Annotated in this window: 12 protein-coding genes; 10 read left to right on the top strand and 2 right to left on the bottom strand. The window is 53.8% G+C overall.

The genetic code is table 11. The annotated features are described in order from the left end of the window. Nucleotides 1–64 precede the first annotated feature (64 nt). Nucleotides 65–1,339 carry an ABC transporter substrate-binding protein gene (locus tag F1379_RS12100; protein ID WP_150269869.1) on the bottom strand — a complete coding sequence of 425 codons (1,275 nt, stop codon included), beginning with the start codon at nt 1,337–1,339 and terminating at the stop codon, nt 65–67. Between the two features lie 164 nt (nt 1,340–1,503). Between F1379_RS12100 and F1379_RS12105 the strand changes: the two genes are divergently transcribed. The 10 genes from F1379_RS12105 to F1379_RS12155 all read left to right on the top strand — a co-directional run bounded on the left by F1379_RS12105 (nt 1,504) and on the right by F1379_RS12155 (nt 11,888). Next, nucleotides 1,504–3,030: a sensor histidine kinase gene (locus F1379_RS12105; RefSeq protein ID WP_150269871.1), complete on the top strand. Its 1,527-nt coding sequence runs from the start codon at nt 1,504–1,506 to the stop codon at nt 3,028–3,030. 14 nt (nt 3,031–3,044) lie between these two features. Continuing rightward, nucleotides 3,045–3,752 carry a response regulator transcription factor gene (locus F1379_RS12110; RefSeq protein WP_150269873.1) on the top strand — a complete coding sequence of 236 codons (708 nt, stop codon included), beginning with the start codon at nt 3,045–3,047 and terminating at the stop codon, nt 3,750–3,752. A gap of 107 nt (nt 3,753–3,859) precedes the next feature. Beyond that, nucleotides 3,860–4,273: a hypothetical protein gene (locus F1379_RS12115; RefSeq protein WP_239004648.1), complete on the top strand. Its 414-nt coding sequence runs from the start codon at nt 3,860–3,862 to the stop codon at nt 4,271–4,273. A gap of 327 nt (nt 4,274–4,600) precedes the next feature. Then, entirely contained in the window at nt 4,601–5,479 is an 879-nt protein-coding gene (locus tag F1379_RS12125; RefSeq protein WP_150269879.1) for an AraC family transcriptional regulator, read from the top strand. 589 nt (nt 5,480–6,068) lie between these two features. Further along, entirely contained in the window at nt 6,069–6,974 is a 906-nt protein-coding gene (locus tag F1379_RS12130; RefSeq protein WP_150269882.1) for a macrolide 2'-phosphotransferase, read from the top strand. Between the two features lie 194 nt (nt 6,975–7,168). After that, complete coding sequence (locus tag F1379_RS12135; protein ID WP_150269885.1) at nt 7,169–7,576, top strand: tetratricopeptide repeat protein; 408 nt, start codon at nt 7,169–7,171, stop codon at nt 7,574–7,576. A 722-nt stretch (nt 7,577–8,298) separates the two neighbouring features. After that, entirely contained in the window at nt 8,299–8,622 is a 324-nt protein-coding gene (locus F1379_RS12140; RefSeq protein WP_150269888.1) for a hypothetical protein, read from the top strand. Between the two features lie 110 nt (nt 8,623–8,732). Continuing rightward, entirely contained in the window at nt 8,733–9,755 is a 1,023-nt protein-coding gene (locus F1379_RS12145; RefSeq protein ID WP_150269890.1) for a DUF4097 family beta strand repeat-containing protein, read from the top strand. Between the two features lie 23 nt (nt 9,756–9,778). Then, a complete protein-coding gene (locus F1379_RS12150) occupies nt 9,779–10,453 on the top strand; it encodes a response regulator transcription factor (RefSeq protein WP_150269892.1) in 675 nt (224 codons plus the stop codon). Between the two features lie 13 nt (nt 10,454–10,466). Beyond that, nucleotides 10,467–11,888, top strand: coding sequence for a sensor histidine kinase (locus tag F1379_RS12155; RefSeq protein ID WP_150269895.1), 1,422 nt, complete (start codon nt 10,467–10,469; stop codon nt 11,886–11,888). Between the two features lie 473 nt (nt 11,889–12,361). Here the strand turns inward: F1379_RS12155 and F1379_RS12160 are convergent, their stop codons facing one another. After that, nucleotides 12,362–13,783 (bottom strand): methyl-accepting chemotaxis protein, encoded by a 1,422-nt coding sequence (locus tag F1379_RS12160; RefSeq protein ID WP_162551139.1) that lies wholly within the window; start codon nt 13,781–13,783, stop codon nt 12,362–12,364. Nucleotides 13,784–14,028 lie beyond the last annotated feature (245 nt).

The raw sequence follows: 14,028 nt of genomic DNA on the forward strand, positions 1-14,028 counted from the left end.
TGGGCGCAGAAATAAGCTCGGCTTCCGTCAACGTTCGCAGCGGAAGCCGATTACTTGGTTTATATTAGCGCTGCTTTAAGAAATTCTGGATCGCCGTCCCGGAGTCTTGCTCCTGGAACAGGAACAGGTCGCGCTGTTCATTCCATACGGTGTTGATCTTCTCGATGTCGGCAACCGGCTGGTTCTCGACTACAGTTCCGGCTTCGAAGAAGTAGCCGCTGCCCTGAATGCCTGTGGCGTTCAGATAGGCTTCCTTGGTCTTGTCGCTGGCGAAGGCCGGCAGGACACTGGCTTCGGCGATGATGGAGCTGCCTTCCTCACCGGCGACGAATTGTACGAATTCCAGTGCCGCATCGGTATTCTTGCTCTGCGGGTTCACGCCGATAAAGGTGCTGACGCCCCCCACGGTTGTCGGATCATTGATGCCTTCCGGAAGGGGCATCGGGGCCATATCGAAGTCGATATCGGTCTTGCCTGCGGCGATATCGGCCTTCAGCATGTTGATCGTCCATTCGCCGTTAATCATCATTGCGACATTGCCGCTCTCAAACTGCTTGATCCAGTCCACGCTCTCCGCCTTCATCTGCTTGTAGCTCATATGAGAGCCGTCCTTGTAATAGAGGCGGTCGAGATAATCGAGCCAGTTGGCCACCGGATCGAGGCTGTCGTCCAGAATGGTCGCTCCCTCTTGCAAGGCACCCAGCGGGGCAGTGATCCAGTCTGCGTAGTAGCCGCCCCACTGTTTGGATGCCCCGTCACCCTTGGTCAGCTGCTTCGCCAGTTCAGCGTATTGATCCCAGGTCAATTGGCCTGGCACCTCGATGCCTTCCTGACTAAAAAGCGCCTTGTTGTAGAATAATGCGTACTGCGAAGTCCGGTAAGGAAGCGCGTAGTATTTGCCTTCCGTCAGCACCTCGGTAATATCCTGAAAGCTTGGGCCGTAGGAGCCGACATCCAGATTGTCTTCCTTGATCCGCTCCGTAATGTCGAGCAGCTGGCCCTTGGAAGAGTAGAGTCCAAGGCTGCTGGTGCCGTTGATGCTGTAGATATCCATTTTGGAGCCGCCGGAGAGATTGTTCATAATCTTGGTGTTGTATTCGTCGGCGTTGTTGCTGATGGTGTTCATATGGACTTCGGCTGTAGTGCTCTGCGCATTGAATGCGTCTACAACCTTTTGCATGTAATCCTGTTCATCGGTCCAGGTGTAATATTCGAGGACGACTTTGTCCTTACCGCCGGTGTCATTGCTAGCGCTGTCATTATTGCCGGAGCTGCAGCCTGCCACAGCCAGTGCGATGGCGGACAAGAGAGCAATACTGCTGCTTTTCTTGATATTCATTCGTGAACCCCTCCTGTTTCTGTGGTGTAGCTTAAGTGTATTCCGGTTCGGGGACGGCGGTAAGGTTGATCTTTTATCCTCCGGGTGTATAAAACTTCAACCTTCACAGGAGACAGATTCCATTATAATTAAGGGGAAAGGACCAAAGGGAAAGGATTGCTCCTATGTTTATCTTCCTGGTATTTATCCTGTTCATTGCCATCTCGGTCTTCTTTCTGGTACAGCGCAAGTATACGAAAGCTACCTTGTTTATGCTGCTGATGGGCTTCTCGTATCTGATCGTTATCTCCTGCATCATTATTTACATGTCGAAGGATGCCTATTATTATTACAGCCTCAAAGACTTCTTCGGGCTGAAGCAGAGCATGCTGAACAAGCTGATGTTCCTGCCGGTGACGCGGTTTACCCTGATCCGCTTATTGAACGTGTTCTCGATGATGTTCATCTATACGGGCCTCTGCTCGGCCATCTATTTTGCCTTCAATGTGCAGTTCAGACGGGGCGTGCTGCTGCTTACCGTGCTTGCGGTTCCGTGTCTCCTGCAGATCATCGCCTATGACCCTGCCGTATATACCAGGCTATATTACTGGCTCTATCCTGGTGTAGTCAGCTCGCAAGCCTTCGTCGCTGCTTATGAGCAGCTGCATGCGGTGACGTTCCTTGTGAACTCTCTGTACAATGCCGCAGGCTGTGTCCTGCTGGTGTATGCGCTCGTAAATGCACCGAAGGTCCGGCAGATTCAAAGCAATATCATTATGATTCTGATTTCCTATATCTCAGTACAGGTAACCTATTATTATGTGAATTACTGGGCTCCCGATGTAATGATCAAGGTGTCCAAGGCGATCGGCTTTATCCGTTACAAACCGATTAATCTCGTGGGTAACCCTTCGATCTATGCTCTTCTGCCGTATATTACAGGCTTCTGTCTGCTGGTCAGTCTGTACAGCATCTACCGCTACACGCGGATTCAGAACAGCATCAAGAACCAGGAATCGGTAATCTCGAAAAATATCGACTCCGCCCTCTTCACCTCCCGCGTCTTTAGCCATTACATTAAGAACGAGCTGCTGGCCCTGATGGCGCAGAGCGAGATTATCGAGAGCATGGCGGAGAAATCACCGGAGCTGGTGGAGGAGATCCGCGTGATTGAGCAGCGGTGCCGCAATATCTACGAGCGTCTTGATGCGATTCATCAGCGGACACTGAAATCGAAGGTCGAGCTTGAGCCGGTGGTGCTCAATGAGCTGACGGATAAGCTGCTGCAGGAGATGCAGACCGAGCTGAAGCATTCACAGCTCGACTATACGCCGCCGGGCCGGCAGATTGTTATTATGGCCGATCCGTACTATTTTGCGCAGGCCTTGGAGAATATTATCGCCAATGCGGTGGATGCGCTGGAGTTCGTGCCGGAGAAATCGCGGAGGCTCTCGATTGAAGTGATCGTGAGGAATAAATGGGTGGAGCTTGTCATCGCCGACAACGGGGCGGGCATTGCGGAGGAGCATTTGAAGAATATCTTTCAGCCGTTCTATTCCTCCAAGCCGACCGCAAGCAATTGGGGCATGGGATTATCCATCTGCCATACGATTATTGCGGCCCACGGCGGCAAGATCAATGCCGAGAGCAAGGTGGGTGAAGGCAGCGCCTTCCATATCATCATGCCTTTGCTCTCCGCCCATGCCCACTAAAGGAGTGAAACAGCATGAGTACACAGCCAATTAAAGTGCTTATCGTCGAGGATGAGCCGCTCATCGCCAAGCGTTATCAGATGATTCTGGGCAAGGATGAGGAGCTCGAGTGTGTGGGCAGCGCCTCCAGCGGTTATGAGGGCACAATGCTTGCCGCATTGAACAAGCCGGATATCGTGCTGATGGATGTGGAGCTGGAGGATAAGGAGGCTGGCCTGCGCGCCACCGCCGAGATTCTCAGCTACATGCCCGAGATCAAGGTCGTCATGCTGACGGTGTGCGAGACCGATGATACCGTGTTCCGCGCTTTCGAGCTGGGGGCCGTTAACTATCTGCTGAAAAATATGCCCGCGGATGCCATTGTAGAGGCGGTAAAGGACGCCTATTACGACCGTTCCTCCCTGCACTCCAATATCGCCGGCAAAATCCGCCGCGAATTCAAACGCATCAGGAAGACCGAGGACAGCCTGCTGCATAATTTCTACATCATCACCCAGCTGACGCCGACCGAGCTTGAGGTGCTGGAGCTGCTGATGAAGGACTATACGCGCCAGGAGATATGCCAGCTGCGGCATGTGGAGCAGTCGACGCTGAAATCGCAGATCAACAGCATTCTGAAGAAGTTCGGCAAGGCGAGCGTCCAGGAGATTGTCCCGGTGCTGCGCGAGCTACACATCCCGGAGATCCTTGCGCAGCGCAAGGGGAAGCTGGGGGTGGAGTGATGGGAAATTAAGCCTTTTGCAGGACTCCAAAACGTACACTTTGTACATAATGTACATTGTGTACGTTTTTTTCATATGATACAGTAAGGGGGAATGGAGGAATGATAATGGAGACGCTTTTAGCTACTCAGGTTAGAGCCAACATGAGTGAGTTCATTGATACTGTCGTCCGTGAAAAGCCACTCGCTATACGCCGCAATCGGGATGTTATTGTAGCTGCTTCAATGGATCAAATGAAGTTTTATTTGTCTGTGTATCACTTAACTCTTGAATATGAGCAGGATGAAGACGGCCTTTATGCAGGCAGTATTGAAGAAGTGGATAACATTGTGGCAGAGGGAGAGAGTCTGCAGGATTTAAGAATGGAGCTTGCCCGGCAGTTGATGGAATATGCCCAAGATTATTTCGCTGATTATTCGAGGTATTCGTCCGCCCCCAATACCCGGAATCATGCACCCTATATGCTGCGTGTAATGCTTGAAAACAATATAGAATCGGTTGCGGAACTTATTCGGGACTAACATGCCAAGCTGGAAAGATTATGAGAATTGGCTAAAGAAGAATGGATGGGCAAAAGTCAGGGATACCGGGCGGGATAAGATTTATGAAAAGACTGAGCCGGATGGAACAATTCGGCGCACAGCTGTCTCCAAAGGAACAGGTGAGATCGGTAAAGGGTTATTTTGAAGAATTTTAAAAAAGCAACTCGGTATAGATAAAGTAGAATATGACCGCTTAAATTAGACTAATGGTCTGTGAAAGCAGGTTTAAACGGACAAATCAAAGCATCCCCGGACAGGAAGCTACCGGGGGACTCCTTTAAACTGAACATGAAAGGAGATGAGGGGATGGAGGCACTTAGACTGCTTCGCCAGGCCATTGACTACGTGGAGGAGCATCTGCAGTCGCAGATTGAGATTGAAGATATTGCGCAGGCAGCGATGACGTCCAAGTACCATTTTCAGCGGATGTTCCATGCGCTGACCGGCTTTACGGTGACGGAATATGTGCGCAACCGGCGGCTGACACTGGCAGCCGAGGAGCTTGCCGCAACCGACCATAAGGTAATCGAGATTGCGCTGAAATACGGCTACGAGAGCCCGGAGGCCTTCGCCAAGGCGTTTCAGCGTATGCACGGCGTGACACCGCTCTCTGCCCGCAAGGCCAATGTGAAGCTGAAGGCCTTTCCGCGAATCTCTTTTCAAATTCAGCTTAAAGGGGAAACGGAAATGAACTATCGACTGGTGGAAGAAGCTGCAGTAACTGTGGTCGGCAAGGAAACGGTTATCCATAAGGATGCGTATAACGAGGTTCCCGTCTTTACAGAGACGATCTGGAACGACGGGACGCATGACCGGATTAACGAACTGCTGGGCAGGCCCGCAGGCTCCCTGCTGTACGGGTATCATTATGATTACGCCGAGGACGGAAGCAGGCGCTATTTGATGGGAATGGATCTACCCGCAGGCAAGGTGATTCCGCAAGACTTTACAGTACTGCATATTCCCGCGCAGGTGTACGCGGTGTTCGACGACAGCGAGCGGATTCGGGAGGATGTGGAGAAGGAGGCGGTAATTCTGAACATCTGGAGACGGATTTATGCGGAATGGTTCCCTTCTTCTAACTTCGAGCAAGTGGAAGGCCCGTGCCTCGAGAAGTATTATTGGACGGATGAGGAGCAGGGCGAGGCCGTCAGCGAGGTGTGGATTCCGGTAAGGCGGAAGTAGAGCTTGCAACAGCTCCGGTACGGATCATTTCATGCACGGAACGAAGCTGCCGGAAGGATGGGCATATGCATAATTCAGACCACGTAATCCTTCCGGCTCTGCTTAAACGTAGGGCCGCTTACGGGCACAGAGCTCCCTCCACCGCATCAGCCAGCCGTACTGCTGCTCGCATAGTTCTTCACTGAGGGTATGAATACCCTGGCAGCGGGCGATCCGCGAGATGATCTGGAAATGCCTCGGCGATAGGTGGACTTCATGGTTACAGAACTGGTAATATAGGGGTATCTAAAGCGACTGGAGGGTTACGTGTGATTGACTATTCCCGTTTGAGAAAGCAATGCAACTAATTTGCCATTGTTGCTTCTCCTCTGTCTTGGTGCAGAGTAACCCGGGATCAGTCTGCCTCTAACACGTAATCCGCTACCGTATAGACTCTCTCATGCCTGAGGGGTCTGTTGACGCTCCCTTATACGCTTCTAATGGCGGATTAGTTTGTTTTCATTTGCAGATACAGGTATTTTCCCGGATTGCGGCTGCACAGACATAGGATGTCTGTGTTTTTTATTTTCTGTGAGAAGGGGTATGCCAAATGACAACAGAACAATGGATGGAACTTGCCAGGGAGAACGGCCTTTCGCTCCGCCAGGAGAGTATAAGACTTAATGATACGGGGATGGATTTCCGTGTAGCTTTTGTAGAGGATGAGGACGGACAGGACTGGGTGCTGCGTGTGCCGAGACGGCCGGATGTCTGGGAACGGGCGGTGAATGAACGCAAGGTGCTGGCTGTGGTCTCCGGGCATTTGCCGGTGGCCGTGCCGGACTGGCGCATATTCACTCCCGGGCTGATCGCATACCCGCTGCTGGAGGGTGAGCCGGTAGCAGCTGTTGACCCGGCTGGGGGCGGCTATCTGTGGCAGTTCCCCCAGGAGGAATTGACCGATATCTTCTATGGCTCGCTGGCGGAAGCTTTGGCTGCGCTGCATAACATCGGCCAGGAAGAGGCGGTGCAGGCGGGAATCCACAGAAAGACGCCGCAGGAAGTGCGCGCGGAGTATGCCGCAGATATGGAAGAGATCCGGCAAAGCTTTCCGGTGCCGGAGGTACTGTATGCGCGCTGGAAAGCCTGGCTTGATACGGATTCGTATTGGCCGGAGCATTCAGCGTTCATCCACGGCGATATGCATCCTCCGCATATTCTCGTGGACCGGTCGCAACGGGTCACCGGGGTAATTGATTGGACCGAAGCGGTGATTGCCGATCCCGGTACAGACTTTGTTATTCTGTTCGGCCTCTTCGGCGAGGCCGGGCTGCGGCGGCTGTTAGAACGGTATGAACAAGCCGGAGGGCAGACCTGGCCGCGGATGTACGAGCACATTGCGGAGCGGTGGGCCGCTTATCCGGTCCTGGTGGCCAAGTTCGCCCTGCTGAGCGGGGAAGAAGCGGTGATGGAGCTGGCCCGGGGGATGATTGCGGCTGGGGCTGCAGAAGCGTAAGAAAGCTGCTGCACAGGATTACGCAATAGCCGGGATGGATGTGAGACAGGAGCCGTTCCTGCAGCCGCTCACGCTGCAGGAGCGGTTTCTGTTCTTTTTGCCGAGGGATGGCGGAAAGATTGGGAAACACGCTCTGGACATGGTAAAGTAAAAGATAAGGAAACGATTTCTAACGATAACCGGAGGCGTGACCCATGACAAGAGAAGAACTGATCCAGCAGCTTAACGACTGGCATGAAGCGGATGAATATGAAGAGATTGTGGACCGCATCAAGGAAGTGCCGACGATGTTCATCGATGATGAGCTGGCCAGCCATCTGGGACGGGCCCTGAATAACCTGGAACGCTACAAAGAGGCGCTCAAGTGGTTCAACAAGATCGGCGAGGAAGGGCGCAACGATCCGCTGTGGCATTTCCGGGTAGGCTTTGCCCATTATTATCTGGACCAGAATGAGGAAGCGGTTGCCGCCTTTGAGGTGGCGCATGAGATGGACCCGGAGGATGAGGATACCATTACCTTCCTGGAGTGGAGCCGGCAGGCGGCGGCAGAATCTCCATCGCCTAAGAATGACGTTGAGGATGAAGAGGCGGAGGACGAGTAGACTGATAGAAGGAGCAGGCAGAGGCAGGCTTTCTACATAAGTTGAACGAAAGAACAACACAAAAAGGTGCGGTTGCAGGGGGAAGCTTGACTGGGAGGAGCAGCGTCGCCTGAACGTTATCCGTAAGAAAGCTGATACCAGGAAGCATGAGCTGTCACCGTTTGCAGCGGCTGAAAGTAGATGCTCAGGACATTCAGGGAAAGGCTCATCTGCAACTCAAACCTGCACTTGCCAATAGTTCGATTATCGCACACTAATTCTGCTCCTTTTACGAATTTCAGGAATCTAATTCGATTATCGCCACTTAATTTGGACGAAAATGGTGTAATTATTCGTTTTCGTTCATATTAAGTGGCGATTTTCCAACTAGGTTTGTGATTATCCTCCATGCAGGTGAAATTAAGTGGTGATTTTCCAACTACGGTGTGCGAGCAGGGGCTGCTTTTCGTTCATTGTAACTATAGAGAGCGTGAAATCCTTAGTTCAACTTATACACATACCACTGCGTTATTTCCTAAAGAAGCTGCGTTTATGCGGCTTCTTTATTTGTGCTGCCGGGAATGTCCGGGCAGGTTGTTATAATAAATTTTCTTTATTGTAGATCCCTCTGGTAATGGCTGTTAGCAGTCCGTGATAAGATACAATAAAAGGGATTACAGGTTCCATGGACATATCATCAGGAGGGTCAGGGTATCCCTCCAAACCGTAAGGAGCTATGGATAATGTGGCATGCCAGATGCAAAAAAACGATTTATTTGATGCTTTTGCTCATCATTCTTGGGGGGTTATACTCTTTACTCTTCGGTCTTCCTTGGAAGTCTGTCGCCTGCAGGAAGGAATTCGAGGTGTATCTGGAGGAGAAATATGATATAGACTTCAAGGTTGGTAAAGTGGATTTTGATCTGATGCACCGGACCTATAATGCTTATGCATCTCCTGTAGGTGATCCAGGCTTGCGATTTTTTGTAGGGCAGAATATTGAGAATAGGCAAATCTATGATTTTTATCGTTATGAAATGGAGCGGCGGGCTGCCGGGAGAAAGTAGTGACCCAGTATAAACCCCTTCTCATTAAACTCTAATCCCGTTCCAAAGTCTTTCTCATCGCTTCTGCTATACCATGAACATCAATCACAGGTATAGAGGAGGAGCAAAACATGAAGAACAAGCTGAAGGTTGTGCTGGCGGGGGTAGGTCTGGTGGCCGGGGTGGTGGCTGCGGGCTGTGGTAATGCGGGGCCGGCGCAGGCGCGGCATCTGATCGAATCGGACGCTGTCGCTGCAGAGCCGGTGCTTGGTGAAGGTGTAGCTACAGCGGCGGGGATTTCTTTTGACTTGGGGACGACCCGGATCAAGCCGGGAAGCGGCACGCAGACCGTCAGGATTGCCAATGTGAACGGAACGATCGACATTAAGCAGGGCGGCGGGAGGGAGCTTGAAGTACATACGGAGGTGATCGTCAAAAATTTAGGCAAGGAGGAAGCCAAGGCTGTAGCCGAACAAGCCGGACTGAACGTGGAGGAAGGTAAGGTGCTGGACCTGGAAGCTTACAGTGAGCCCTATACCGCAGGGGCTATGCACGGCAATCCGAGCATTCATCTGACGGTCACGCTTCCCAAGGGACTGAGCAGCCGTTTGGAGGCGAAGCTGACGAACGGCAATATTGATTTGAGCAAGGTGACGGGAACCGGGCCGATTGAGCTGGAGACGGTGAACGGAAACGTCAACGTGCAGCAGGTGGACGGCGCGGTCACACTGGAGACGAATAACGGTGAGATCAGCGTGTCGGAGGCCAAGGGCGCTGTTCGCGCCAGTCTGGTGAACGGAAATATTGAAGCCGGGCGGATCGGAGGAGCCCTTGAGCTGGAGGCGACCAACGGCAATTTGTCCGTTGAAGAAGCCGCATCCTCGATTGAAGCTCATACGGTTACAGGTAATGTGGAGGTGGAAAGCGCCAAGGTCGGCGGAGACTGGAAGGTGTCCACAACCGTGGGCAATGTCGATCTGGCACTGCCGGAGAAGGCCAATGTGCAGGTGGACGGGAAGACGATGTTTGCCAAGCCGAAGACGGACCTGCCGCTGACGGTCAGCCTTAACCGGATTTCCGGGAAGCTGGGGAAAGGGACCTATCTTATAGATGCGGCGTCGATGGCCGGGTTATCATTAATGAAGATGGACTGAACAGCAGAGAGGTGACGAGGGCATTGAAGGAACGCGTCTTGATCATTGAAGACGAGATAGCCATGATCCGGCTGCTTGAGCTGGAGCTTGCCTACGAGGGATATGAAACTGCGGTGGCCCGCGATGGACTGGAGGGCGCGGCCATGGCTCTCGGGGAGAGCTATGATCTTATATTGCTGGATCTGAATCTGCCCGGCATCAACGGTATTGAAGTGTGCAAAAGAATCCGTGCATCCAAGCAGACGCCGATCATTATGCTGACTGCCCGCGATACGGTCAGCGACCGGGTACGCGGACTCGACACCGGCGCGGATGATTACGTGCCGAAGCCCTTTGCCATTGAAGAGCTGCTGGCCCGCATGCGTTCCCTGCGGCGCAGGCTGCAGGCGCCGGAAGCGGGGGAGGTGCTGTCCGCCAGGGACCTGACGCTGAACACGGCATCGCATCAGGTCAGCCGCGGCGGCCGGGAGATTGAGCTGTCGCAGCGGGAATATGAGCTGCTGCACTGCCTGCTGACCCATAAGAACCGGCTGATGAACCGCGAGGCGCTGCTGAATCTTGTCTGGGGCTATTCGTATGCCGGCGAGACGAACGTAGTTGATGTGTATATCCGCTATGTGCGGATGAAGGTGGATGAAGGGTTTGACGAGAAGCTGATTCATACGATCCGCGGCAGCGGCTATATCTTGAAGGACTGAGGGTGGAGGATCTATGAAGAGCTGGACATTCTCCCGGAAGGTCAGCGCCAGCATTGCGCTCTCTTCCCTGATCGTTGCGCTGGTGCTCAGCGGCTTCGTCTATATTACCTTCCGGCACTGGAGCGACCGGCAGCAGACGGACCTGCTGGACGCCAAGCTGAAGCAGTTTGAGCTGCGGATCAAGGAGGTCGGGTTCCTGCCTTCTCTGCTAACACCGGGTCTGGGGAAGGGCAAAGGGGCGGCAGCGGTATTCAATCCCGACCTGTCGGTGCTGTCCGCTGAGCTTGAAGACGGGCAGACGCTGCAGTTGCTCGATAGCGGCGGCAGGGTGCTGGCCAAGACGGGAGCTGCGGAAGCGGACCCGCAGAACATTGTCCATCAGGCCGAGCGGGAGTTCTCGCTGCTGGTGTTCGGCAATGTCACCCTGCGGCTTACCGACAGCGGGACCTCCGCCAATGCCGCCGCCGCTGGCGAGATCGGCCGCATCTTGTTATTCGGGCTAATCCTCGCCGCCGTAGTGGCGATTGCTACGGGCTGGCTGGTCGCCCGCTCGGCCTTGCGGCCGATCCGCAGCATGATCGGGGAAGCGCGCGGCATCGGTGCGGGTAATCTGTCGCAGCGGCTGCAGGTGCCGGCGGCGGAAGACGAGCTGCATCAGCTCGCGGAGACCTTCAATGGGCTGCTGCAGCGGCTGGAGGTGTCCTTCGAGCAGCAGCGCCGATTCATCGCCGATGCGTCCCACGAGCTGAAGACACCGCTGGCCATCATCGAAGGGCATGCGAATATGATCCAGCGCTGGGGGAGAAGCTCCCCGGAGGTGCTGGCGGAATCGCTTGGCTTCATGACGGAGGAGACCGGCAGGATGAAGGAGCTGATCTCCCAGCTGCTGCTGCTGGCAGAAGCGGAGCAGGCGCTGCCCGAGACGGGCGCCGGGTACTGCTTCCCGGATGAAATCCTGGCGGAGCTGCTGCCGCAGCTGGCCCGGATCAATCCCGGCGTAACCCTGCAGGCGGAGCCTGGAGCGCAGACGGCCGCGCTGCCGGTACAGATGAACGAAGCAGCCTGCCGCCGTGTGCTGCGCAATATTATCGAGAATGCGCTGAAGTATACGCCGGACGGCGGAAAGGTCAGCGTTGACCTGCATGCGGACGGCGGGCAGGTTGAGGTGGTCGTTGCCGATACGGGCATCGGCATTCCGCCTGCACATCTGCCGCATATCTTCGACCGCTTCTACCGGGCGGAGGGCTCCCGCAACCGCGCCGGGGGCGGCTCCGGACTTGGCCTGGCGATCGTCAAGGCGCTGATGGAGCGCTACGGCGGCTCGGTTACCCTGGAGAGCACCGTGGGGAAGGGTACGGTGGTGACACTGCGGTTCGCCGGGGAGAGGGACAGCAGCGGCGCCGCACTTCCGGCGGAACACGATATTGCCGGTTAAATCTCTATAATCATCAAAACAAATATAACGAATGATATAAGAGCGGGATGTACACCAGCAAATTGATCAGCACCGTAATAACGACCCATCTAATCCAGTGGGGTTGATGTCTGATCATAGAAGCGAGAAACAAAACCAGTACGATGATCAAAACAGCCGGATATGCCAGCAGTCTGTCCAGCTTGCCAGAGTCAGTGATATCGCCCGGGTAATAGGACGAAGCATCAACTCGTTCTATCCTGACCCAGAATAGAGTGACTAGTGAATAGAGACCTAATATGCAGAGATCAACGACTACATAAATAACCTTCTTCATAAATGGCCTGCTCCTTCGCATATCTTAATTCGAGCGGGTAAATCAACCTGCAAATCTGCCGGGAATGGATAGCCCGGTAATACGGTAATATAACAATGCCCTGGATGGAATGATCCATTCAGGGCATTTCTTATGTATGCCGTACAACACCGGCCGCCTAAGCCACAATCTCCTCCAACTGATCCATCAGCTGTTGCAGCTGCTTGATAGAATCGGCAATGTCCTCTACATGCCGCTGCTGCTCCTGCGAGCTGGCGAGCACCTGCTGCACGGAGGCCGCCGATTCTTCCGTGAAGGCGGCTACGGTCGATACTTCCTGCACTACGGTCAGCGAGGCAGCCTGCAGATTCTCGGTCACCCCGCGCACCTGCTCGGCATGCTCCAGCACCTCGGCGGTGTTCAAGTGAATCTCGGTAAAGAGCTGCTCTGCAATGATAGAGGATTCCTTCCCGGCCTTGGCGATGTTCCGGCCGCGCTCGACCAGCTCGGCAGCCTGGCCGACCTTCTGCTGGATCGCCGTCAGAATGGCCGAGATGTTGGTCGACGCATCCTGGGCGTTCTGCGCCAGCTTGCGGATCTCTGTGGCGACAACAGCAAAGCCCCGGCCGTGATCGCCGGCCTTGGCCGCTTCAATGGAAGCGTTCAGGGACAGCAAATTCGTCTGGCCGGCAATGTTCTGCAGGAAGTCCACGATGCTGCCGATCTTCTCATTCTCGGCGGTGACCTCGCCCATGACTGCAGAGGTTCCCGATACAATGGAATCCATCTCATTGATCTTGCCGGTCAGCTCGGCCATGCCGGCTTTGCCGTGCTGTGTCAGCTCGGTGGTGGCTCTGGATTTGCCGCTCATGAGGACGGCGGTTTCCGCTGCGGCGCCGACATGCGCATCCACGCGGTGGATCGCTTCGGAAATGTCGGCGACGCTGACCGCCTGCGTCTCAATGCCGGTGGCGATTTCGTTGAAGGCACTGACGACCTGTCCAGTAATCTCGCCGGTGCTCGCCGCATTCGTCTGCAGGCTGGCAACCGAATGGCCAAGAATATCCGACGAATCCCGCACCTTCTCCAGTACCTGCTCCGTGTGAATCTTGGCGGCTGCCGATTCCGCCGCGCTGCTCTCGACCCTGTTCAGCATCCGTGAGCCGATCACACTCTGGGTAATCAGAGAGGCCAGGGTGATTACAAGGTAGGCGCAATAAATAATAGTCTTCTCAGCCTGAAATATTTCCTTGGTCTGTGAGAAATAAACCAGCATGACAAGCCCGAGCACTCCGCTAAGCACGAGCGGGCGGTAATCATGATAAATGGAAACCAGAGCCAGGGCAAAGAACAGAAATAAAATACTGCTGAAGGCGGAGCTTTCCGATATGTAGAAAAAAGCGTCGAGATTCAGTCCGGCCGTTACAATGTACATGGTATACGGGATCAGGACTTTTCTCCATACCAAGATGGTGCATAAGACAGCTACAGGAATACTGGTCATGGCAATCGTTTGCCTTACCTGCCCCGAGGCCAGGACAATTCCCAGGATCATCGTACCCCAGAACAGCCACACCATCAGTTTGTTTCTCTGCTGCAACTCCTGCAATTTCTCCGACATTCCGACCACTACTTTCTACTATGTATTCTTTTGCGATGTACCGCATTGAATCATTCTACAATCTTCTGCAAAAATCCTGTATAAAACCAAATAAAAGGCTTAAAAAACAAGGTTATGCTGCATAATTCCACTAAGTCTGACGGGAGCGAGCGCTATACAAACCGGCAGAGTTATAAAAAAGCCCGGCGGATGCCGGGCGTCTTTACTCCATTATTAAAGCTTAA

Source organism: Paenibacillus tepidiphilus, assembly GCF_008635795.1.
Taxonomy (GTDB): domain Bacteria; phylum Bacillota; class Bacilli; order Paenibacillales; family Paenibacillaceae; genus Paenibacillus_AQ; species Paenibacillus_AQ tepidiphilus.

Excerpts from the sequence above, each read along its gene's own strand:
- F1379_RS12100 (WP_150269869.1), bottom strand. The coding sequence starts at position 1,339 with ATGAATATCAAGAAAAGCAGCAGTATTGCTCTCTTGTCCGCCATCGCA.
- F1379_RS12105 (WP_150269871.1), top strand. The coding sequence starts at position 1,504 with ATGTTTATCTTCCTGGTATTTATCCTGTTCATTGCCATCTCGGTCTTC.
- F1379_RS12110 (WP_150269873.1), top strand. The coding sequence starts at position 3,045 with ATGAGTACACAGCCAATTAAAGTGCTTATCGTCGAGGATGAGCCGCTC.
- F1379_RS12115 (WP_239004648.1), top strand. The coding sequence starts at position 3,860 with ATGGAGACGCTTTTAGCTACTCAGGTTAGAGCCAACATGAGTGAGTTC.
- F1379_RS12125 (WP_150269879.1), top strand. The coding sequence starts at position 4,601 with ATGGAGGCACTTAGACTGCTTCGCCAGGCCATTGACTACGTGGAGGAG.
- F1379_RS12130 (WP_150269882.1), top strand. The coding sequence starts at position 6,069 with ATGACAACAGAACAATGGATGGAACTTGCCAGGGAGAACGGCCTTTCG.
- F1379_RS12135 (WP_150269885.1), top strand. The coding sequence starts at position 7,169 with ATGACAAGAGAAGAACTGATCCAGCAGCTTAACGACTGGCATGAAGCG.
- F1379_RS12140 (WP_150269888.1), top strand. The coding sequence starts at position 8,299 with ATGTGGCATGCCAGATGCAAAAAAACGATTTATTTGATGCTTTTGCTC.
- F1379_RS12145 (WP_150269890.1), top strand. The coding sequence starts at position 8,733 with ATGAAGAACAAGCTGAAGGTTGTGCTGGCGGGGGTAGGTCTGGTGGCC.
- F1379_RS12155 (WP_150269895.1), top strand. The coding sequence starts at position 10,467 with ATGAAGAGCTGGACATTCTCCCGGAAGGTCAGCGCCAGCATTGCGCTC.